The organism is Burkholderia sp. BCC1988, from assembly GCF_905339895.1.
In the GTDB taxonomy this organism is placed as follows: Bacteria; Pseudomonadota; Gammaproteobacteria; order Burkholderiales; family Burkholderiaceae; genus Burkholderia.
In genome coordinates this window covers 78,222-98,742 of record NZ_CAJPHA010000014.1, presented here as the reverse complement: position 1 = coordinate 98,742, position 20,521 = coordinate 78,222, and the positions used below count along the sequence as shown (strand labels likewise).

The 20,521-nt window shown below is 67.4% G+C and carries 22 protein-coding genes; 10 read left to right on the top strand and 12 right to left on the bottom strand.

The window, feature by feature from the left end:
- Positions 1 to 63 precede the first annotated feature (63 nt).
- The 6 genes from U4012_RS20785 to U4012_RS20760 all read left to right on the top strand — a co-directional run bounded on the left by U4012_RS20785 (position 64) and on the right by U4012_RS20760 (position 7,205).
- Positions 64 to 969 carry an AraC family transcriptional regulator gene (locus U4012_RS20785; RefSeq protein ID WP_321801152.1) on the top strand — a complete coding sequence of 302 codons (906 nt, stop codon included), beginning with the start codon at positions 64 to 66 and terminating at the stop codon, positions 967 to 969.
- A 346-nt stretch (positions 970 to 1,315) separates the two neighbouring features.
- Positions 1,316 to 1,702 carry a DUF2946 domain-containing protein gene (locus tag U4012_RS20780; RefSeq protein WP_321801150.1) on the top strand — a complete coding sequence of 129 codons (387 nt, stop codon included), beginning with the start codon at positions 1,316 to 1,318 and terminating at the stop codon, positions 1,700 to 1,702.
- A 111-nt stretch (positions 1,703 to 1,813) separates the two neighbouring features.
- Complete coding sequence (locus U4012_RS20775) at positions 1,814 to 2,746, top strand: hypothetical protein (protein WP_321801148.1); 933 nt, start codon at positions 1,814 to 1,816, stop codon at positions 2,744 to 2,746.
- Positions 2,746 to 3,123 (top strand): copper resistance protein CopC, encoded by a 378-nt coding sequence (locus tag U4012_RS20770; RefSeq protein ID WP_321801146.1) that lies wholly within the window; start codon positions 2,746 to 2,748, stop codon positions 3,121 to 3,123. The genes U4012_RS20775 and U4012_RS20770 overlap by 1 nt, the downstream gene beginning before the upstream one ends.
- Positions 3,124 to 3,292: 169 nt before the next feature.
- Positions 3,293 to 5,950 (top strand): DNA mismatch repair protein MutS, encoded by a 2,658-nt coding sequence (mutS, locus tag U4012_RS20765; RefSeq protein WP_321801144.1) that lies wholly within the window; start codon positions 3,293 to 3,295, stop codon positions 5,948 to 5,950.
- Positions 5,931 to 7,205, top strand: a complete 1,275-nt coding sequence (locus U4012_RS20760; protein ID WP_321801142.1) for a hypothetical protein — start codon at positions 5,931 to 5,933, stop codon at positions 7,203 to 7,205. Before mutS ends, U4012_RS20760 begins: the two co-directional genes overlap by 20 nt.
- Here the strand turns inward: U4012_RS20760 and U4012_RS20755 are convergent.
- The gene (locus tag U4012_RS20755; protein WP_044847987.1) at positions 7,185 to 7,727 is read right to left on the bottom strand and encodes an FKBP-type peptidyl-prolyl cis-trans isomerase; all 543 of its coding nucleotides are present in this window, start codon (positions 7,725 to 7,727) and stop codon (positions 7,185 to 7,187) included. The two genes, U4012_RS20760 and U4012_RS20755, sit on opposite strands and share 21 nt — an antisense overlap.
- Before the next feature lie 32 nt (positions 7,728 to 7,759).
- Here U4012_RS20755 and U4012_RS20750 point away from each other — a divergent pair, with 32 nt between their 5' ends.
- Both U4012_RS20750 and U4012_RS35975 read left to right on the top strand, forming a co-directional pair.
- On the top strand, positions 7,760 to 8,980 hold the full coding sequence (locus U4012_RS20750; RefSeq protein ID WP_044847988.1) for a cupin domain-containing protein: 1,221 nt from the start codon (positions 7,760 to 7,762) through the stop codon (positions 8,978 to 8,980).
- Between the two features lie 54 nt (positions 8,981 to 9,034).
- On the top strand, positions 9,035 to 9,280 hold the full coding sequence (locus U4012_RS35975; RefSeq protein ID WP_011657350.1) for a hypothetical protein: 246 nt from the start codon (positions 9,035 to 9,037) through the stop codon (positions 9,278 to 9,280).
- Positions 9,281 to 9,300: 20 nt separating this feature from the next.
- Here U4012_RS35975 and U4012_RS20745 read toward each other — a convergent pair whose 3' ends face one another.
- From U4012_RS20745 to U4012_RS20695, 11 genes are all read right to left on the bottom strand, one after another.
- On the bottom strand, positions 9,301 to 9,483 hold the full coding sequence (locus U4012_RS20745) for a hypothetical protein (RefSeq protein ID WP_185500420.1): 183 nt from the start codon (positions 9,481 to 9,483) through the stop codon (positions 9,301 to 9,303).
- Positions 9,484 to 9,625: 142 nt separating this feature from the next.
- On the bottom strand, positions 9,626 to 10,402 hold the full coding sequence (locus U4012_RS20740; RefSeq protein WP_321801138.1) for an MBL fold metallo-hydrolase: 777 nt from the start codon (positions 10,400 to 10,402) through the stop codon (positions 9,626 to 9,628).
- Positions 10,403 to 10,406: 4 nt separating this feature from the next.
- Positions 10,407 to 11,552, bottom strand: a complete 1,146-nt coding sequence (gene bamC / locus U4012_RS20735; protein WP_044847990.1) for an outer membrane protein assembly factor BamC — start codon at positions 11,550 to 11,552, stop codon at positions 10,407 to 10,409.
- Positions 11,553 to 11,663: 111 nt separating this feature from the next.
- The gene (dapA, locus tag U4012_RS20730; RefSeq protein WP_044847991.1) at positions 11,664 to 12,569 is read right to left on the bottom strand and encodes a 4-hydroxy-tetrahydrodipicolinate synthase; all 906 of its coding nucleotides are present in this window, start codon (positions 12,567 to 12,569) and stop codon (positions 11,664 to 11,666) included.
- A 47-nt stretch (positions 12,570 to 12,616) separates the two neighbouring features.
- On the bottom strand, positions 12,617 to 13,219 hold the full coding sequence (locus tag U4012_RS20725; RefSeq protein WP_321801133.1) for a class I SAM-dependent methyltransferase: 603 nt from the start codon (positions 13,217 to 13,219) through the stop codon (positions 12,617 to 12,619).
- Between the two features lie 9 nt (positions 13,220 to 13,228).
- The gene (locus U4012_RS20720) at positions 13,229 to 14,431 is read right to left on the bottom strand and encodes a tryptophan--tRNA ligase (protein ID WP_044847993.1); all 1,203 of its coding nucleotides are present in this window, start codon (positions 14,429 to 14,431) and stop codon (positions 13,229 to 13,231) included.
- A gap of 8 nt (positions 14,432 to 14,439) precedes the next feature.
- Positions 14,440 to 15,102, bottom strand: a complete 663-nt coding sequence (locus U4012_RS20715) for a site-2 protease family protein (RefSeq protein ID WP_044847994.1) — start codon at positions 15,100 to 15,102, stop codon at positions 14,440 to 14,442.
- Positions 15,103 to 15,147: 45 nt separating this feature from the next.
- Complete coding sequence (locus tag U4012_RS20710; RefSeq protein ID WP_124522131.1) at positions 15,148 to 15,780, bottom strand: L-threonylcarbamoyladenylate synthase; 633 nt, start codon at positions 15,778 to 15,780, stop codon at positions 15,148 to 15,150.
- Positions 15,781 to 15,859: 79 nt separating this feature from the next.
- On the bottom strand, positions 15,860 to 16,690 hold the full coding sequence (locus tag U4012_RS20705; protein ID WP_321801128.1) for a 3',5'-nucleoside bisphosphate phosphatase: 831 nt from the start codon (positions 16,688 to 16,690) through the stop codon (positions 15,860 to 15,862).
- Between the two features lie 82 nt (positions 16,691 to 16,772).
- Positions 16,773 to 17,663: an alpha/beta fold hydrolase gene (locus U4012_RS20700; protein ID WP_124488297.1), complete on the bottom strand. Its 891-nt coding sequence runs from the start codon at positions 17,661 to 17,663 to the stop codon at positions 16,773 to 16,775.
- A 232-nt stretch (positions 17,664 to 17,895) separates the two neighbouring features.
- A complete protein-coding gene (locus U4012_RS20695) occupies positions 17,896 to 18,753 on the bottom strand; it encodes a ferritin-like domain-containing protein (RefSeq protein ID WP_321801125.1) in 858 nt (285 codons plus the stop codon).
- Between the two features lie 144 nt (positions 18,754 to 18,897).
- On the opposite strand from U4012_RS20695, the gene U4012_RS20690 reads away from it, so the two are divergent.
- Positions 18,898 to 19,422, top strand: a complete 525-nt coding sequence (locus U4012_RS20690) for a gamma carbonic anhydrase family protein (RefSeq protein ID WP_044848174.1) — start codon at positions 18,898 to 18,900, stop codon at positions 19,420 to 19,422.
- A gap of 25 nt (positions 19,423 to 19,447) precedes the next feature.
- Complete coding sequence (gene hslO, locus U4012_RS20685) at positions 19,448 to 20,398, top strand: Hsp33 family molecular chaperone HslO (RefSeq protein WP_321801122.1); 951 nt, start codon at positions 19,448 to 19,450, stop codon at positions 20,396 to 20,398.
- The last annotated feature ends 123 nt before the right edge of the window (positions 20,399 to 20,521 follow it).

Below are 20,521 nucleotides of genomic sequence, written 5' to 3'. Positions count from 1 at the left end.
ATGCCAGGCCAAATTTCGCTTTGGTATACTCCGCGGCCGAATTCTCCACGTTTCCACGAATCCATGACCGCCGCACAGTCGGACAACGCGTCATCTGATTTCATGCCGGCCGACCTCAGGCAAAGCGTGGTCACGCAGACGCTGCCGCACACCCAGGTCGGCATCAGCCGACTGCAGACATCTCGTAGAAATATTGGCCGAACCGCGCCATACGAACTTGAAAACGCCGATCTCATCGTGTTGCAATTGCGCGCGTTCGGCGAACAGGAATTGTGGCTTGACGGACGTGTTGCTCGTTTCGTCCCCTATGACGCGGGGACCGTCACGATTCACGACCTCGATCGCAACTGGGTTTCCGACCTGAAGGGGGCGTTCGACTGCATCCATTTTCACCTCCCGCGCCGAACGCTGGAGGAGACAGTCGATGAAATCGGTGGCAGGCAGCGGCCCCAGCTTTACTTGCCGCCGCATTTGAGTGCAACGGATCCGGTCATCCATCGCCTGGGCCAAGCCCTGCTCCCCGCCCTGGCGCGGCCCGAACACGCATCCCAGCTGTTTATCGACCACGTCGCGCTCGCCTTCCAGACGCATGTCGCGCGTCTGTACGGCGGCATCGGCGAGCGGCGGGAGAAGTCGACCGGCACACTCACGGCGTGGCAGGAGCGCGTGGCGAAAGGCTTTCTGCTCGAACACCTTACCGGCAACATCTCGATCGCCGATGTGGCGAAAGCGTGCGGCCTGTCTCGTGGCCATTTCGTGAAGGCCTTTCATCAGACCACCGGGTTACCGCCCCATCGCTGGCTGATCAATCAGCGCATCGAACGCGCAATGATGTACATGCGCACATCGTCCATGCCGCTGCAAATGATCTCGGATGCATGCGGCTTCGCCGACCAGAGCCACTTCACGAGAACATTCACGCGCCTGACCGGTGTTACGCCGCGTCGTTGGCGCATGGACAACGTTTGAGGAGCGTGGCCGACGCGAGCTTTGCGCGTCGCATGAACGCCCGACCCGCCACCGCACCTGCCGACGTCACGCCGATGAAGGCAGCGGTACCTGCGCGTCATCCGACCAAGCATCGACCAGGCGATGAGGCCCGAGCCTACGCCATGAAACGCCTGCACCGGCCGCTCCCGCACCCCGAAGCGGCCGGTCGCGTCTGGCGCAAACGAACGCCCGACATGCGTCAGAACCGGCGCGAAATTCCTCCCGTTGCGTATGCACGAGGCGGGAGATTACCCATCGGGGGCGGTCCGGCACGCATGCCATAATTTCGGCAACGCGCCTGCTGGTGCATGATTCCGCCAAGGTCATGTCAGCTCTGCTTCGCAGGAAGATCGGCAGCATTCTGGGATTGCTTGCGATCCTGCTGACGACGCTTGCGCCGACGGTGTCGCAGAGCCTGTCGTCCGAGCGAGCGTTCGAGGCGGTATCCGGGTCGTTCTGTACAGTACGGAACGAGGACGGTCCGGATGTCACCGCCCCCGACCATTCATCGTTGCCCGGGAAGGCAGTTCACTGGCAGGCGTGCGCATATTGCGGGCTGCTTGCCGACATGCCGGTGTTACTGGGCGGAACCTCGGGATTCGTGCCGACGGACCGGGCCGCTCATCCGGCGTTGGCGCCCCTGTTGCAGGCACCCCGCAGCGCTTTCCGATTTACCGCGGCACAGCCGCGCGCCCCTCCGCTTTCATCCTGAATGAGTCAGCCAGCGGCGATGCTTGTGACATTGCATCGCCGGTGCTCGCGCGTCCTTTGTCTTTTGACGGACCCGCGAGCGCATCGACGCGATCTTCAGAACGGGGGGACCATGTACACCCAACCTGTACGCAATACCATGCCGGCGCTTGTAGCGTCCGTCATTCCAGCCGCATTTGCCGTCCTGCTGCTTTTACCGTCCGTTGCAACGGCTCACGCGATTGCCGGCAACCGCGTGTTTCCGGCGACCATGGCGGTCGACGATCCCGGCGTCGGGGACGAACTCAACCTCGAGTTCGGCCACCTCCAGTCCGACACGGATGATGGCGACAAGCAGAACAGCAACACGACGACACTCGAATGGGACAAGCTGATCACGTCCCGTTTCCAGCTAACCGTGACCGGCACGTACGTCAATCTCAATGCGCCCAATGACGGCTCGGCGCGCGGTTTCGACAACTGGCAGGTCGGTGCCAAATACCGCTTCTACGTCAACGAAAGGCATGAGCTCATGGCCTCCGTCGGCGCGACCGCGGAGCTGGGCGGAACGGGGGCGAGGTCGATCGCCGATCCGCACTCGGCGATCACGCCGACGCTGTACTTCGGCAAGGGCTTCGGCGACCTGCCAGACAGCCTGAAGTACCTGAAGCCGCTGGCGATCACGGGCACCGTCGGCCCCCGCCTGGCATTGAACCGTGCCGATCCGAATTCGTTGAACTGGGGCGTCACCGTGCAATACAGCCTGCCCTATCTGCAGCACTTCGTGCGCGACGTGGGCCTCAAGGCGCCGTTCGACAGCCTGATCCCGGTCGTCGAGTTGCCGATGAGCACGTGCACCGCCAGTCCGTGTTCGGGCCATACGACCGGAACGATCAACCCCGGCGCGTTGTGGCTGAATCGCTGGGGCCAGCTCGGCATCGAGGCGCAGATCCCGGTCAATCACGCGAGCGGAACGGGCGTGGGCATCCTGTTGCAAGTGCATCTTTATCTCGATGACATCCTGCCCCGCTCGATCGGCAAGCCGCTGTTCGGCAACGGAGAATAATGATGCGCAGATTCGACCGATTTCATTCCGGGGCATGCGCAGCGGCCTTCGCGACGGGCATCCTGACCGCGTCGACGGCATTCGCCCATGTGTTTCCGCAGAAACAATCGCCGTCCGCGGGCGCGGAAGTAGCGGCGCCGGCAGGCGTGACGATCATCTTCGACGGACCGCTCGAACCCGCATTCAGCTCGCTCAGCGTCAGCAATTCGGCGGGCAAACAGGTGAACACGGAAAAGGCGGAAGTCGACCCGAATGACACGAAGTCGATCCACGTGGCACTGCCGCCATCGCCGCCCGGCACGTACACGGTGCACTGGGTGGCGGTCGCGTCGGACGGGCATCGCACGCGCGGCGATTATTCGTTCAAGATCAGGTAGCGGATCCGGCGACGTCCAGCCGATTTCGGGTGCTTTGGACCTCCGACCGTCCAAGCCGGCGGCGGCTCGTCGCGGCCGCCGGCAACTGGCCGAACGGCGAACTTCGCCCGTGCACATGGAAGCGACTGGTAAACTCGGGCAACCAAAGCAACAACTTCCTGCCTGACCTATGACCACGCTGTCGCCCGAAGCCTTCGCCGGCCATACTCCGATGATGCAGCAGTACCTGCGCATCAAGGCCGATCACCCCGACACGCTCGTCTTCTACCGGATGGGCGACTTCTACGAGCTGTTCTTCGAGGATGCGGAGAAAGCCGCACGCCTGCTCGACCTGACCCTCACGCAACGCGGCGCCTCGGCCGGCACGCCGATCAAGATGGCCGGCGTCCCGCATCATGCGGTCGAACAGTATCTGGCGAAACTCGTGAAGATGGGCGAATCGGTCGCGATCTGCGAGCAGATCGGCGACCCCGCCACGTCGAAGGGGCCGGTCGAGCGCAAGGTCGTGCGCGTCGTCACGCCCGGCACGCTGACCGACGCGGCACTGCTGTCCGACAAGAACGACGTCTACCTGCTCGCGATGTGCACGGGCCACAACAAGCGCGGCGTCGCGGTCAACATCGGCCTCGCGTGGCTGAACCTCGCGAGCGGCGCGCTGCGGCTCGCCGAGATCGAACCCGACCAGCTCGGCGCCGCGCTCGAACGCATCCGGCCGGCCGAAATCCTGACGGCGGACGGCGCGACCGACGCCGTGCCTGCGGGCGCCGGCGCGATCAAGCGCGTGCCGGCATGGCACTTCGATATCGCATCGGGCACGCAGCGCCTGTGCGACCAGCTCGACGTCGCGGGCCTCGACGGCTTCGGCGCGCATTCGCTGACGAGCGCATGCGGAGCCGCCGGCGCACTGCTGCTGTACGCGGCCGCGACACAGGGTCAGCAATTGCGTCACGTGCGCAGCCTGAAGGTCGAGAACGAAACCGAATACATCGGACTCGATCCGGCGACGCGCCGCAACCTCGAGCTGACCGAAACGCTGCGCGGCACCGAATCGCCGACGCTGTACTCGCTGCTCGACACCTGCTGCACGACGATGGGCAGCCGTCTGCTGCGTCACTGGCTGCATCATCCGCCGCGCGCGTCGGTCGCCGCGCAGTCGCGCCAGCAAGCGATCGGCGCACTGCTCGACGCGCCCGCGAACGCGAGCCTCGACGCACTGCGCAGCGCGCTGCGCCAGATCGCCGACGTCGAACGGATCACCGGGCGGCTCGCGCTGCTGTCCGCGCGGCCGCGCGACCTGTCGAGCCTGCGCGACACGTTCGCCGCGCTGCCCGCGCTGCGCGAGCGCATCAGCGCGATCGTCGCGAACGCGGATGCGCTTGCCCGCGTCGACGCGGCGCTCGCGCCGCCCGCCGAATGCCTCGACCTGCTGACGAGCGCGATCGCCCCCGAGCCGGCCGCGATGGTGCGCGACGGCGGCGTGATCGCGCGCGGCTACGACGCGGAGCTCGACGAACTGCGCGACATCTCCGAGAACTGCGGGCAGTTCCTGATCGATCTCGAGGCGCGCGAGCGCACCCGCACGGGCATCGCGAACCTTCGCGTCGAATACAACAAGGTGCACGGCTTCTACATCGAGGTCACGCGCGGCCAGACCGACAAGGTGCCCGACGACTATCGCCGCCGCCAGACGCTGAAGAACGCCGAGCGCTATATCACCCCCGAACTGAAGACCTTCGAGGACAAGGCGCTGTCCGCGCAGGAACGCGCGCTGGCCCGCGAGCGCGCGCTGTACGACGGCGTGCTGCAGGCGCTGCTGCCGTTCATTCCCGAGTGCCAGCGCGTCGCGTCGGCGCTCGCGGAGCTCGACGTGCTCGCCGCGTTCGCCGAGCGCGCCCGCACGCTCGACTGGGTCGCGCCCGCCTTCACCGACGAAATCGGCATCGAGATCGAACAGGGTCGCCACCCGGTCGTGGAAGCGCAGGTCGAGCAGTTCATCGCGAACGACTGCCGGTTCGGCGCCGAGCGCAAGCTGCTGCTGATCACCGGCCCGAACATGGGCGGTAAGTCGACCTTCATGCGGCAGACGGCGCTGATCGCGCTGATGGCGTACGTCGGCAGCTACGTGCCCGCGAAATCGGCCTGCTTCGGCCCGATCGACCGGATCTTCACGCGCATCGGCGCGGCCGACGATCTCGCCGGCGGGCGCTCCACCTTCATGGTCGAGATGACCGAAGCCGCGGCGATCCTGAACGACGCGACACCGCAGAGCCTCGTGCTGATGGACGAAATCGGCCGCGGCACGTCGACGTTCGACGGCCTCGCGCTCGCATGGGCGATCGCGCGTCACCTGCTCGCGCAAAACGGCTGCTACACGCTGTTCGCGACGCACTACTTCGAGCTGACGCAGCTGCCGGCCGAATTCCCGCAAGCGGCCAACGTCCATCTGTCGGCCGTCGAGCACGGCCACGGCATCGTGTTCCTGCACGCGGTCAACGAAGGCCCGGCGAACCAGAGCTACGGGCTGCAGGTCGCGCAACTCGCGGGCGTGCCGGCGCCGGTGATCCGCGCCGCGCGCAAGCATCTCGCGTATCTCGAACAGCAGTCGGCCGCGCAGCACACGCCGCAGCTCGACCTGTTCAGCGCGCCGCCCGCCGCGGCCGACGAACTCGCGTGCGCGGATGCGCCGGCGCCGGCCGACGTCCCGCATCCGGCGCTCGAAAAGCTGCGCGACATCGATCCCGACGACCTCAAGCCGCGCGAGGCGCTCGACCTGCTGTACGAACTGCGCACGCTCGTCCGCTCGCACGATGCCGACGGGCACGCGTAAACGCCTCCCGTCGGGCCGGCCGGCCCGCGCCGCCGCAACCGCACTGGTCGCGGCGACGCTCGCGCTCGTGCAGGCGAGCGCGCTCGCGGCGCCGCCCAAGCGTGCCGCCGCCCCCTACTCGTTCGCGATCGTGTCGGGCGTCATCAACGCGCCGGCCGACGAGCCGGCCGCGCAGCGGCTGTTCGAATCGATCGCGCGCGAGCGCAATCTGGCCTTCGTCGTCTATGCGGGCGACCTCAAGGGTGCGAAGGAAGCGTGCCGCGACCCGCTGTACACGCAGCGCGGCGCGATCCTGGGCGCATCGCGCGTGCCGCTCGTGTTCATTCCCGGCCACGACGACTGGGTCACGTGCAACACGGCGGCCGGCGGCAGCTACGACCCGGTCGAACGCCTGGACTTCCTGCGCCAGACCCTGCTGGCGGACGCCGCACTGCCCGACGCCGGCGCGCTGCAGATCACCCGCGAAAGTGAAGTCGCGCGGTTCCGGCCGTATCGCGAAAACGCGCGCTGGATGCATGACGACGTCGTCTACGTCGCGCTGAACGCACCGGCGCCGAACAATCACTATCTGACGGCCGGCGGCCGCAACGGTGAATTCGAGGACCGCATCGTCGCGAACGGCTTCTGGATCGACCACGCGGCCGAATACGCGAAGCGGCGCGAAGCGCGCGCAATGGTGGTGATGTTCGAAGGCGATCCGCAGTTCGATCGCTACGAGCGGACCGAACGCTTCGCGTGGTTGCGTTTCAACCGGCCGCGCGTGCGCGACGGCTTCCGTGAACTGAAACGAACGCTGGTGAAGGCGGCGGCGACATTCCGCGGCCCGATCCTGGTGATGCACGCGAGCAGCGAGCCGCTTGCGAATGGTTTCCTGATCGATCGCCCGCTGCATGCGGACGACGGTGTGCTGGTGGGAAATGTGACGCGTGTCGCGATCGGACCGCGTCAGCCGGCGAATCAGTGGGTGAAGGTCAACGTGTCGCCGGCACGGCAGACGATCTTCAACGTGAGCCTGCAGGACGTGCCGAAGAATCTGCCGACCCCGCCCGCGCTGCCGGTCGTGCCGCGCGACGAGGTCCCGCTGCCGCAGATGCCGGAGATCCCGGCCTTGCCGGCCCTGCCCGACTCGTCGTCGGTCGCGCCGCCGCTGCAGGGCGACGGCACGACGCCGGGCGGCGCCTCGTGGCCCGCGCCGCCCCCTGCGTCGGGGCCGGCGCCCGGCCTGCCCGCCAGTTCAGTGCAGGGTGCGCCCTGACGGTGCGTCGCCGTCCTCGTCTTCGTCCTCGTCGACGATTTCGAGGCCTTCCGCGCCGTGCGCGTGCTCATGCTCGATCTCGTCCTCGGTCGCTTCGCGAACGTCCTTGACCGTGAGCGCGAAACGCAGCGCCATGCCCGCGAGCGGGTGGTTGCCGTCGAGCACGACCTTGTCTTCGGCGATGTCGGTGACCGTGTAGATCAGCGAATCCACTTCCTCGTCGCCGTCTTCCGGCGTGCCTTCGAACTGCATGCCCACTTCGATCGGCTCGGGAAAACGATCGCGCGGCTCGATCTTCACGAGTTCGGGATCGTAGTCGCCGAACGCGTCCTGCGGCTCGAGCTGAACCTGCGCCTGGTAACCGGGCTCCTGGCCGTCGAGCTGTTCCTCGATCTTGGGGAACGTGCCATCATAGCCGCCGTGCAGATAAACCATCGGCTCGTCGCTTTCCTCGATCAGATTGCCTTGCGCATCCGACAGCTTGTAAGCGACCGACACGACGGTGTTTTTTGCGATTTTCATCCAATTCTCCCAAATACAAGTCTCATTATACGATGCGCAACCGGTCTCAAGCCGAACCGCGGGATGCCGCTGACGCCCCGCTCGGCGCGCCGCCTTCCGATCTTCCCACGCCGCTGCTCGGCGGCCTCACGCCGGCGCAATTCATGCGCCGCTACTGGCAGAAAAAGCCGCTGCTGATCCGCCAGGCGATCCCCGGCGTGAAGCCGCCTGTCACGCGCGACGCATTGTTCGAGCTGGCAGCCGACTATGACGCCGAATCGCGGCTGATCACCCATTTTCGTAACAAGTGGCAACTTGCACACGGCCCGTTCGAGCCGGGCGCGCTGCCGGCCATCTCGCGCAAATCCTGGTCCCTGCTCGTGCAGGGGCTCGACCTCCACGTCGACGCGGCGCGCGCGCTGCTCGACCGCTTCCGCTTCATCCCGGACGCGCGTCTCGACGACCTGATGATTTCGTACGCGACGGACGGCGGCGGCGTCGGCCCGCACTTCGACTCGTACGACGTATTCCTGCTGCAGGTCGAAGGCCGGCGCCGCTGGCGCATCGGTGCGCAGAAGGACCTGTCGCTGCAGCCGGACGTGCCGCTGAAGATCCTCGAGCATTTCGAGCCGAGCGACGAATGGGTGCTCGAGCCGGGCGACATGCTGTACCTGCCGCCGCACATCGCGCACGACGGAGTGGCCGAAGGCGAATGCATGACCTGCTCGATCGGCTTCCGGGCGCCGTCCGCCGGGGAGTTGGGCGCGCAATTCCTGTACTACCTCGCGGAACGCGGCGGCCTGCGCGACGAGCGCGGCGACGCGCTCTACCGCGACCCCAAGCAGCCGGCGGTCGACACCCCCGCGCAACTGCCGCCGGCGATGGTCGAGCGCGTCGCCGAGATCGTCGAGGCGATCCGCTGGCGCAAGCGCGACGTCGCCGAATTCCTCGGCTGCTACCTGAGCGAGCCCAAATCGAACGTCGTATTCGAGCCGCCGGCGCGGCCGCTGTCCGAGGCCGCGTTCGTCGCGCAGGCGTCGCGCCGGGGCGTGCATCTCGACAGACGCGCCGCATTGATGTATAACGCGCGATCGTACTTCATTAATGGCGAGGAACAACCGCTCGAGCAAGCCGGCGAATGGCTGCCCGAACTGGCCAATCTCCGCCACATGGAGGCGAAACGGTTTGTAACACTATCCCGGGCTCCCTCGATGACAGCCTTGCTGCACGAATGGTATTGTGCGGGCTGGCTGCGGGTCGGATACCGGATTTAGTGGGCCGCCCCGTATGCCCGTGCAGATCAAATTCTGTATGGGAAAGACAACGTATTGACCCCGCATTTGTCGACGGTCGATAGGAAAGTGCATATAATTTCCGCCCAAGCCGTAGGGAAGATTCACGCTCTAGAAGTGCGTCTCCACCAGCGGCCCAGGTCGGTGTTGGAGCACATTACCGGTATTGTTTCGCGCTGTTGCTTACCTTTAACCATAAAAGGACGTGATCATGAAGAAATCCCTCCTCGTAGCTTCCCTGTTGGCTGCTGTTGCACTGGCTGCTTGCAACAAGAGCGCTGATCAAGCTGCTTCGTCGGCTGCTAGCGACGCATCGGCTGCTGCTTCGTCGGCTGCTTCGGCAGTTGCTGGTGCTGCGAGCGACGCTTCGGCTGCTGCTTCGTCGGCAACGGCTGCTGCGAGCGACGCAGCTGCTGCTGTGGCGTCGGCTGCTTCGGCAGCGACGGCTGCTCCGGCTTCGGGCGCAAGCCAGTAAGCCTCAGCATCAGCTGAAAAAAAACCGGCCCTTCGGGCCGGTTTTTTTACGTCTGTCGGTTCCGCGCATCGCACCCGGCAGGCAAGCAGGCCAAGACGCCGCCCGCCCCTTCCCGCGCCGCTCTGCGCCGCTCTGCGCCGCTCTGCGCCCGCTCAACCGAGCGTCAGCCAGTCGAAGCCCGCGTCCTGCGTGGCCACGACCACCTCCTCCCCGTCCGTTCCCAGTACGCCGGCAAACGCCTGGCGGGCCAGCTCGGGCCGGTTGTTCTGCTGGCTCAGGTGCGCCGCGACCAGATGCTGGAGGCGACTGCGTTCGAGCGATGCGAGGATGCCGGCGGCGGCATCGTTGCTCAGGTGGCCATGATTGCCGCCGATCCGCGCCTTCAGCGACTGCGGATAGCGGCTCCCGGCGAGCATCGCGGTATCGTGGTTGGATTCGAGCACCAGCGCGTCACAGCCGCTCAGGACGGTCGTGATGTGCGGCGTGGCCATGCCGACGTCGGTCAGCACGCCGAGCCGGCGACAGCCGTCCATGAAGACGAACTGGAGCGGTTCCCGCGCGTCGTGGGGCACCGTATAGGGCATCACGGCCAGATCGCGTATCGCGGCCGTCTCGTCGCCCCACAACACGTGGAGATCGACATCGGCCTCGTCCGCGCCCACTGCGCGCGCCGTGCCCCAGCTCATGTAGAGCGGCAGCGACCCGCGCCGCGCGAGCGTCAGCGCGCTGCCGACGTGGTCGCTGTGTTCGTGGGTGATGAGGATCGCATCGAGATCGTCGATGCCGAGATTCAGGCGGCCGAGGCGGCGCTCGACCTCCTTCGCAGAAAAACCGCAGTCGAGCAGCACGCGGGTGGTCGTCGTGCCGCTCGAGACCTCGACGACCAGCGCGTTGCCTTCGCTGCCGCTACCAAGGCTGGCGAAGCGCACGCGGTCAGTTCAGCTGGGCCTGCAGCAGCGAAATGAGCCGCTGCGCGTCCGACGAGTTGTCGACCTGGCCGTTCGCGTCGACCACCGCGACCTGCGTGCCACCATTGCCCTGCGCGCGCACGTTGACCAGGTATTCCTTGCCCGGCTTGGCCGCCGACGGGCCGCCGTAGAACAGCTTGCCGAACAGCCCGTCGCGCTTCAGCTCTTCCATCGTGTTCGCGTAGCGGACGGTGTACAGGCCCTTCTCGCGGTCGCGATTGTCGACCGCGAAGTTGGTGCGGTCGAGCGCGAGACCGACGCGCAGCCACGCACGGTCGAACGATTCCGCCAGCTGCAGCGTCGCGGCGCCGCCGCTCGTGTCAGCGACCTTCGCCGGCGCCGTCGCGGGACGCGCATCGGTCAGCAGCTGCTTCGCCTGCGCGTCGCTCAGGCCGAACTTCTGCATCAGCTTCGACAGGAACACGGCCTCGAGCACCGGGTTGCGCGGACGCTCTTCCCAGCGCGACGACGTGCCGCCCTGCGGACCGACCATCATTTCCTCCATCGCGCTGTGCGTGATCGAGATGTCGGTGTTGCCGTCCGGCGTGCGGTTCACGAGCGTGCGGAAACGGTCGCGCGTGCCCGACGAGTACGCGAAGTCGATGACCTTGCCGATCGTGCGGCGGAACCAGTCGTCAGGAATGTTCGCGCGGTTCTCGGCCCAGTCGGTGGCCATGATGCCGGTCGACGGTGCGTCGGTCTTCAGCGAGAAGCCGTTTTCCTGCCAGAACTCCTTCAGGATCGGCCACAGCTGCTCGGGCGTGCGCCCGTCCACGACGAGCCAGCGGCGATCGCCGTCGCGCTCGATATGCATGCCGAGCGGATCCTGCGCGCTCGGGACGCCGTCGGTCGCGTTGCCGGAGGCCGTGGTCGCCCGCGGCGGCAGCGTGCCGAGACCGGCGTTGCTCGGCGGCGCGACGAACTGCTGGGTCGTCGGCACCGGCTTCAGGTCGCTCGGCACCGCGAGCGGCGGCGCCGAACCCGTGTTCTTGTAGTTGACCCGGTCAGGAGCCAGATAGTCGTTCAGCGTATCGCAGCCGGCGAGCGCGCCCAGCGCCAGCGCCACCACCGAAACCTGGATGGCGCGAGAGGAAAAGGCGAAACGTTTCATGAAATCCTTCGTCTTGCTAGAACGCTCGTCAGGAGCGGCGCCGGACGGAGCCGGCCGGTGCGGGTTGATGAGGGGTCGAGCCGGCGGCCGCAGGACGCGGCCGCCTGAGCCTCAGGCGAGGACGCCGGCCTCGACGAGGGCCGAACGTACGACATCGTGGCAGCGCTCGTCGAGCGGCGTAAGCGGCAGGCGGATGCCGCCCTGCATCTTGCCCATCGCCTGCAGCGCCCACTTCACCGGAATCGGGTTTGCCTCGATGAACAGGTTCTTGTGCAGCGACAGCAGCTTCATGTGCAGCTCGCGCGCCGTTGCGACGTCGCCGGCCAGCGCTGCACGGCACAGGTCGCTCATCGCGCGCGGCGCGACGTTCGCCGTCACCGAGATGTTGCCGTGGCCGCCGAGCAGCATCAGCGCGATCGCGGTCGGATCGTCGCCGCTGTAGATCGCGAAATGCTTCGGCGCGGCCTTGATCAGGTGCGCGGCGCGATCGATGTTGCCGGTCGCTTCCTTCACGCCGATGATGCCCGGCACCTGCGCGAGGCGCAGCGTCGTCTCGTGCGCCATGTCCGCGACGGTGCGGCCCGGCACGTTGTACAGGATCACCGGCAGGTCGACCGCTTCGGCGATCGCCTTGAAGTGCCGGTACATCCCTTCCTGCGTGGGCTTGTTGTAGTACGGCACGACCTGCAGCGTCGCGTCGGCGCCGACGGCCTTCGCGTGCTTCGTCAGTTCGATCGCCTCGGCGGTCGAATTGCCGCCTGCGCCCGCGATGATCGGGATGCGCTTCGCCGCATGCTCGACCGCCGTGCGGATCATCAGGATGTGCTCTTCGACGTTGAGCGTTGCCGACTCGCCGCTCGTGCCGACCACGACGAGTGCGTCGGTGCCTTCCGCGATGTGCCAGTCGATCAGTTTGCGAAACGCCGGCAGGTCGAGACTGCCGTCTTCGAGCATCGGGGTGACGATCGCGGGGATGCTGCCGCGGATTTGAATGCCGTCTTGGGTGCCGTTAGCCATGAAACGCGATTGATTGATGTACCGGTAAACGTTGAGATTGTAGCGGATTAGCCGGGCAGTTCGTAACGTGGAATTCCCGCCCCCGCCGTCGGGGTCGCGCCCTCGCGTACCGCGCAGATGCGCTGCACGAACGCCTCGCGCGGCGCGGCGACGAATCCGTCCTCGTACGCGGCCACCCGCAGGCGGCCGCGCACCGCGTCCAGCAGCTCGCCCGGGGCGAGCAGGAACGCGGGATTGGACGGTTTGCCGACCGTTTCGTTTCCTTGCGCGAAGGTTTCGTAGATCAGCACGCCGCCCGGCGCCACCGCATCGAGCAGATGGGGCCAGAGTGGACGATGCAAATAATGGGTGACGATCACCGCCGCGAACGACGCGCCGGCCGGCAGCGGCCAGGGCGCGCCCTCGAGATCGGCGTCGCGCGCGTCGACGCCGGGAATCGCGCGCAATGCGGCCAGCGCGGCCGGATCGCGGTCGAGCGCGACGACCGGATGCCCGTGCGACGCAAACCAGCGCGCATGGCGGCCGCCGCCCGCGGCGACGTCGAGCACCGCGCCGCCCGCCGGGACGAGCCGCGACCACCGGCTGACCCAGCGCGACGGCTCGGTCTGGGCGATGTGGCCGCCCGCGGCGGCAATCACGGGTTCGCGCATGCCGTCAGGTCAGGTGTACGACAGGCCCATCGCCTCGCGCACGTCGCGCATCGTCTCGACCGCGTGCTTGCGCGCCTTGTCGCAGCCGTCCGCGACGATCGCGCGAAGCAGCGACGGATCGTCCATGTACTTCTGTGCGCGCTCGAGCATCGGCTGCTGTTCGCGCAGGATCCCTTCGACGACCGGCTGCTTGCAGTCGAGGCAGCCGATACCCGCCGAGCGGCAGCCGCTCTGCACCCACTGGTGCGTCGCTTCGTCCGTATAGACCTGATGCAGCTGCCACACCGGGCACTTGTCGGGATCGCCCGGATCGGTGCGGCGCACGCGCGCCGGATCGGTCGGCATCGTGCGGACCTTCTTCGTGATCGTCTCGGCGTCCTCGCGCAGGCCGATCGTGTTGCCGTACGACTTCGACATCTTCTGGCCGTCGAGGCCCGGCATCCGCGACGCTTCGGTCAAAAGCGCCTGCGGCTCGACCAGGATGATCTTGCGCGCGCCTTCGAGATAGCCGAACAGGCGCTCGCGGTCGCTCATCGACAGGCTTTGCGATTCCTGCAGCATCGCGCGCGCCTGTTCGAGCGCCTCGTCGTCGCCCTCCTGCTGGTACGCGTTGCGCAGTTCGTGATAGAGCTTCGCGCGCTTGCCGCCGAGCTTCTTCGCGGCCTCGAGCGCCTTCTCCTCGAAGCCCGGCTCGCGGCCGTACAGGTAGTTGAAGCGGCGCGCGATCTCGCGCGTCATCTCGACGTGCGGCACCTGGTCTTCACCGACCGGCACAAGCGAGCCGCGATACAGCAGGATGTCGGCCGCCATCAGCACCGGGTAGCCGAGGAAGCCGTAGGTCGACAGGTCCTTGTCCTTCAGCTTCTCCATCTGCTCCTTGTAGGTCGGCACGCGTTCAAGCCAGCCGAGCGGCGTGCTCATGCCGAGCAGCAGCGCGAGCTCCGCATGCTCGGGCACCTTGCTCTGGATGAACAGCGTCGCCTGCGCCGGATCGATGCCGGACGCGAGCCAGTCGATCAGCACGTCCCACACGTTCTTCTCGATGACCTCGGGCGTTTCGTAGTGCGTCGTCAGCGCATGCCAGTCGACCACGCAGAAGAAGCACGGGTACTCGGACTGCAGCTTCACCCAGTTTTTCAGCACGCCGTGGTAGTGGCCGAGGTGCAGCGACCCGGTGGGTCGCATGCCGGAGAAAATACGATCTGGGAACATGATTGTCGTTAGAAAAGCGAGGCGAAGGGAGACAGGATGGCGCTCAGCACGCCGGCCGCGGCGTTCACGAGCGGGCGCAGCCAGAAATTCGTCAGCACGCCCGTCGTGACCAGCACGAGGACGATGATGAAACCGTACGGCTCGATGCGCGACAGCGCGATCGATTGCTTCGGCGGCAGCAGTGCCGCGAGGATGCGGCCGCCGTCGAGCGGCGGCAGCGGAAACAGGTTCAGCACGCCGAGCACCAGGTTCGCGCTGACGCCCGCATAGGCCATCCGCGTGAAGAACGGCTCGTCGATGCCGGCCGCGGGCAGCACGATGGTCAGCACGCCCCAGACCAGCGCCTGCACGAAGTTGCAGGCCGGACCCGCGAGCGCCACCCACAGGCTGCCCCAGCGCGGATCGCGCAGGTTGCCGAACGATACCGGCACCGGCTTCGCATAGCCGAACAGGAAAGCGCCGCCGGTCAGGAAATACATCACGAGCGGAATCGCGATCGTGCCGAGCGGATCGATGTGGCGCATCGGGTTGAACGACACGCGCCCCATCATGTAGGCGGTGTTGTCGCCGAGCAGGCGCGCGGCATAGCCGTGCGCAGCCTCGTGCAGCGTGATCGCGAAGATCACGGGCAGCGCGTAGACGGCGATGGTCTGAATCAGGGAAGCGTCCATATCGCGTTATTGTAACAAGCGCACTCGCGCAAAAATGAATGGCGCTTACGCGGCCGACAGCCCGAACGGTTCGAGCGCGCCGCGCCCCGCGCGCACGAGCTGCGGCGCGTCGCCCGTCAGGTCGATCACGGTCGACGGCTCGCGCGGACACGCGCCGCCGTCGATCACGAGATCGACCTGCTTCTCGAGCCGCGCGCGGATGTCGTCGGGATCGTTCAGCGGCTCGTCGTCCGGCGGCAGGATCAGCGTCGTGCCGAGCAGCGGCTGGCCGAGCGACTCGAGCAGCGCGAGCGTGATCGCGTGATCGGGCACGCGCAGCCCGATCGTCTTGCGCGACGGATGCGACAGCCGGCGCGGCACTTCCTTGGTTGCCTGCAGGATGAACACGTACGGGCCCGGCGTCACCGACTTGATCTGCCGGTACTGACGGTTGTCCACCATCGCGAAGTTGGCCAGTTCCGACAGGTCGCGCACGAGCAGCGACAGGTGCTGCTTCTCGTCGAGGCCGCGGATGCGGCGCACGCGCTCGACCGCGTCCTTGTCGTCGAGGTGGCACGCGAGCGCGTAGCTCGAATCGGTCGGCATTGCGATCACGCCGCCCTTGCTGACGATGTCCGCGGCCTGCTTGATCAGGCGCGGCTGCGGATTATCCGGATGAATCCTGAAGAACTGGGACATGGGGACACGTAAAGAGGGAGAAGTCGGATGCGCGCCTCGCCGGCAGCGCGAACGGCGAACGGCAAGCGGCCGCGACGCGTCAGAGCCAGCGCTCCCAGACCGGTTTCAGGTCGGGCGGCAACGGCGGCAGGCTGCCGAGTTCGACGCGGCCTTCGCCCGGCGCATGGAAATCCGAACCGCGCGACACCTCGAAGCCGAAGCGGCGCGCGACGTCCGCGTATTCGCGGTACTGGTCGGGCGTGTGGCTGCCCGTGATGACCTCGATCGCGCGGCCGCCGAGATCGATGAATTCGCCGAAGAATGCGTCGAATTCGACCGGCGTATAGCGGTAGCGGCCCGGGTGTGCGACCACGGCCTCGCCGCCCGCCGCGCGAATCCATGCGACGGCGTCGGACAGCGTCGCCCAGCGGTGCGGAACGAACCCCGGCTTGCCGTCGCCGAGCAGGCGGTCGAACACGTCGGACGTCGATGCGGCATGGCCGTTCTCGACCAGGAAACGCGCGAAGTGGGTGCGCGAGATCAGGTCGGGATTCGACACGTACTTCAGCGCGCCTTCGTACGCGCCGGGGATGCCGAGCGTCTCGAGCTGCGCGGCGATCGCCTTCGCACGGGCCGCACGGCCGTGGCGCGTGCGGTACAGGCCGTCGACGAGCGCCGGGTTCGACGGATCGATGTGCAGCCCGACGATGTGCACGGTGCGCGACGCCCACGTGACCGAAATCTCGACGCCGCTCAGATAGCGCATGCCGAGCGCTTCCGCCTCGCTGCGCGCCGCCGCCTGGCCGCCGATCTCGTCGTGGTCGGTCAGCGCCCACAGGGTCACGCCGCCGGCATGGGCGCGGCGCGCGACGTCGGCAGGCGACAGCAACCCGTCGGAAACATTCGAATGGCAGTGGAGATCAGCGTTCATTGTCGGTATGGCAGGTGAAGCTTCATTCTACTGCAATGCGGCAAATGCGCCGCCCGCCTGCCCCGCCGCGGCCGCCGCCGGCCTATGCGCAGAACGCCTCGATCAGCGCCGCGACCTGCTCCGGCTGGTCGTGATGGACCATGTGGCCGGCATCCTCGACGAGCTTTTCGCGCCAGTCGGGGAACGCGCCGAAGCGCGCCTTGAACTCGGCCAGCGGGATGTCGCCCGCGATGTAGGCGAGCGTCGGCGAATTGACGGCCTCGACGTGCAGCACCTTCGCGCGCACCTGCTTCCAGACGGCCATCACCTCGTCGAGCCGGTACAGCTGCGGGCCCGCCATCTTGTGCGCGGGGTCCGCCAGCAGGTGATACAGGCCGTCGTCGCCGCGCTTCGACCAGTGCGCGGCGAGGAACGCCGCGCGGCGCGGATCGAGCCGCGGATTGGTCTTGGTCAGCCGGGCCGCGACGTCGTCGAGCGACGCGTACGGGCGCAGCACCGGTGGCGCGCGCAGCTCGTCGAGCCAGCCGCGCAGCCGGCGCGGCGCCTGCTCGGCCCGCGCGGGGGCGAGCCCGAACCCTTCGAGGTCGACCACGCGCCGCACGCGCTCCGGCCGCGCGCCCGCGTACAGGCACACGACGTTCGCCCCCATGCTGTGCCCGACCAGGTTGACTTCGCCGGTCGGCGCATAGTGATCGACCAGCGCGTCGAGATCGCCCAGGTACTCGTGGAACCAGTAATGACCGCCGCCCTGCCGCGCGACCGGCCAGTCGGACAGGCCGAAGCCGCGCGCATCGGGCGCGATCACCTGCCAGTCGCCCGCGAGCGCGTCGACGACGAACTGGAACGATGCCGCGACATCCATCCAGCCGTGCAGCATGAACAGCGTCGGCGCATCGGGCCGGCCCCAGCGCCGCACATGCAGCTTGACGCCGCGGACGGTGACGAAATCCGAAACAGAACTCGAGGCATTCATTGCAGCCGCCAAAAAAAGAATGGTCGTTCGATTATAGCGATGGCACTTCCGTTCCGGCGGCCGGCAGTCGAGGCTGCGCTCTAGCGACGGTGAGCCGACGGTACGTGTCCGGCGCATCGGCTGCCACGGAAATGCCGCCGAGCGGCCCGTGTGGCCAGTCGGCGGCAGCGTTCGCCCGCCCGTCCGGAGCCGGCGGCGCCCGCTCGTCCGGAGCCGGCGGCGCCCGCTCGCCCTAACCCGCCGCCGGGCCGTCCGGCACGTCCTGCGCGGCGAGTTCGTCCAGCTCCGCCTGCTCGAATCCCGCGGTGCGGCGCGCGTCGAAATTGAACGGGCCGCGCAGCCGCGGCGCATGGTACTGCTCGGCAAGCTCGCGGTAGGTGGGAACCGGATCGCGGCCGGCGGCGCCGCACAAGTGCCGGAACCAGCGGTTCCCGATCGCGACATGGCCGATTTCGTCGCGCAGGATCACGTCGAGGATCGCCGCGGACGCGTCGTCGCCCGCCTGCAAGAGCCGCGCACGGATCGGCGGCGACGCGTCGAGCCCGCGCGCCTCGAGGGTGCGCGGCACGAGCGCCATCCGCGCGAGCACATCGGCCTTGGTCCGCTCGCACATCTCCCACAGCCCGTTGTGCGCGGGGAAATCGCCGTACGCATGCCCGAACCCGGCCAGCCGGTCGGACAGCAGCGTGAAGTGATAGGCCTCCTCGGCCGCGACCTTCAGCCAGTCCGCGTAGAACGCGTCGGGCATGCCGGAGAAGCGCCACACGGCGTCGAGCGCGAGGTTGATCGCGTTGAATTCGATATGCGCGAGCGCGTGCAGCAACACCGCGCGCCCCGCGGGCGAGCGCATGCTGCGGCGCTCGAGCTGGCGCGGCTCGACGAGCGGCGGGCGCGCCGGACGGCCGGGCAGGTCGGCCGGCTCGTCCAGGCCGAGCGCCGGCGCGATCGCGGCCTGTCCGGCGAGCAGCGCGTCATACAGCGCACGGACCTGCGCGGCCTTCGCGGCCGGCTCGGCGATCCGCAGCGCGTCGAGTGCGGCGCGGCGCACGCAACGCGGCGCCGCGGTAAGGGAAGAAGGCTGCATGCTCATCAAACGGGGGCACCATCCGCACGCATCGCGGGAACGCACGCACGCGACGGTTTACAATAAGCGTTTGTGCCGTCACGCAACGCGCCCGGCACGCCAGACGCGCCATTCTACCGGCGCCCATCATCGAAGAGACCAGGAGACTCCGTGACGATCTACAAACTGGGCGAGACGGCCCCGACGATCCACGAAAGCGTATTCGTCGCCGATACGGCGGCCATCATTGGCAAGGTCGTGCTCGAGGAAAACGCGAGCGTCTGGTTCGGCGCGACGATTCGCGGCGACAACGAGACGATCACGGTCGGCACCGGCAGCAATGTCCAGGAAGGCGCGGTCCTGCATACGGACCCGGGCTTTCCGCTGACGATTGCCGAAAACGTGACGATCGGGCACCAGGCGATGCTGCACGGGTGCACGATCGGCGAGGGTTCGCTGGTCGGGATTCAGGCGGTGGTCTTGAATGGAGCGGTGATCGGCCGCAACTGTCTGGTCGGTGCCGGCGCGGTCGTGACGGAAGGCAAGACGTTCCCGGACAATTCGCTGATTCTCGGCGCCCCGGCGAAAGTCGTGCGCGAGCTGTCGGCAGACGACATCGCGCGGCTGCGCGCAAATGCGAAGACGTACGTCGAGCGGCGTGCGCATTTCAAGGAGCAACTCGTGCGGATCGGCTGATTCGCGCGGATTTCAAGGAAGAAGAGTGAGCGACCAGTTACAGAAATTCATGTTCAATTCGGCACCCGTGCGCGGCGAGATCGTGTCGCTGCGCAACACGTGGCAAGAGGTGCTTTCCCGCCGTGACTACCCTGCCCCGGTGCGCACGGTGCTCGGCGAGATGATGGCCGCGTGTGCGCTGCTGTCGGCGAACCTGAAATTTCACGGCACCCTGATCATGCAGATCTTCGGCGACGGGCCGGTCCAGATGCTGGTCGTCCAGTGCGGCTCGGACCTGTCGATGCGCGCCACGGCCAAGTTCGCCGGCGACGCGGCGCAGACGATCGGCGACGACATGCCGTTCGCGTCGCTCGTCAACGCGAGCGGTCACGGCCGCTGCGTGATCACGCTCGACCCGGCCGAGAAGCTGCCGGGCCAGCAGCCGTACCAGGGCATCGTGCCGCTGAACGGCGTCGACGGCCCGCTCGAATCGGTGTCGCAGGTGCTCGAGCACTACATGCACCACTCGGAGCAGCTCGACACGCGGCTGTGGCTCGCGGCCGATCGCGACCGCGCGGTCGGCATGCTGCTGCAGAAGCTGCCTGGCGACGGCGGTATCGTGCCGCGCAACGCCGAAACCGACGCCGACACCTGGGAGCGCGTCTGCACGCTCGGCGGCACGCTGTCCGCCAAGGAGTTGCTCGAGGTCGAACCGGAAGTCGTGTTCCGCCGGCTGTTCTGGCAGGAAAACGTGCAGCACTTCGACCCGGCCGGGACGCGTTTCCAGTGCTCGTGCTCCCGCGAGAAGGTCGGCGCGATGCTGCGCATGCTCGGCCGCGACGAAGTCGACAGCGTGATCGTCGAGCGCGGTCACGTCGAGATCCACTGCGAGTTCTGCAACCAGCGCTACGAATTCGATCCCGTCGACGTCGCGCAGTTGTTCGCCGCGCCGGAACTCGCGACCGGCATCACGCCCGCGACCGAGCAGCGTCACTGAGCGCGCCGCGCGTCCGTGCCCGCGATGCGGGCGCGGGCGCATAATGACGCACGAGCGTCGCCCGCACGGCTCACGCGCCGCAGGTCCCGCCTTCGGCGCAAGCCGCTTTGCACTGCGGCGCGC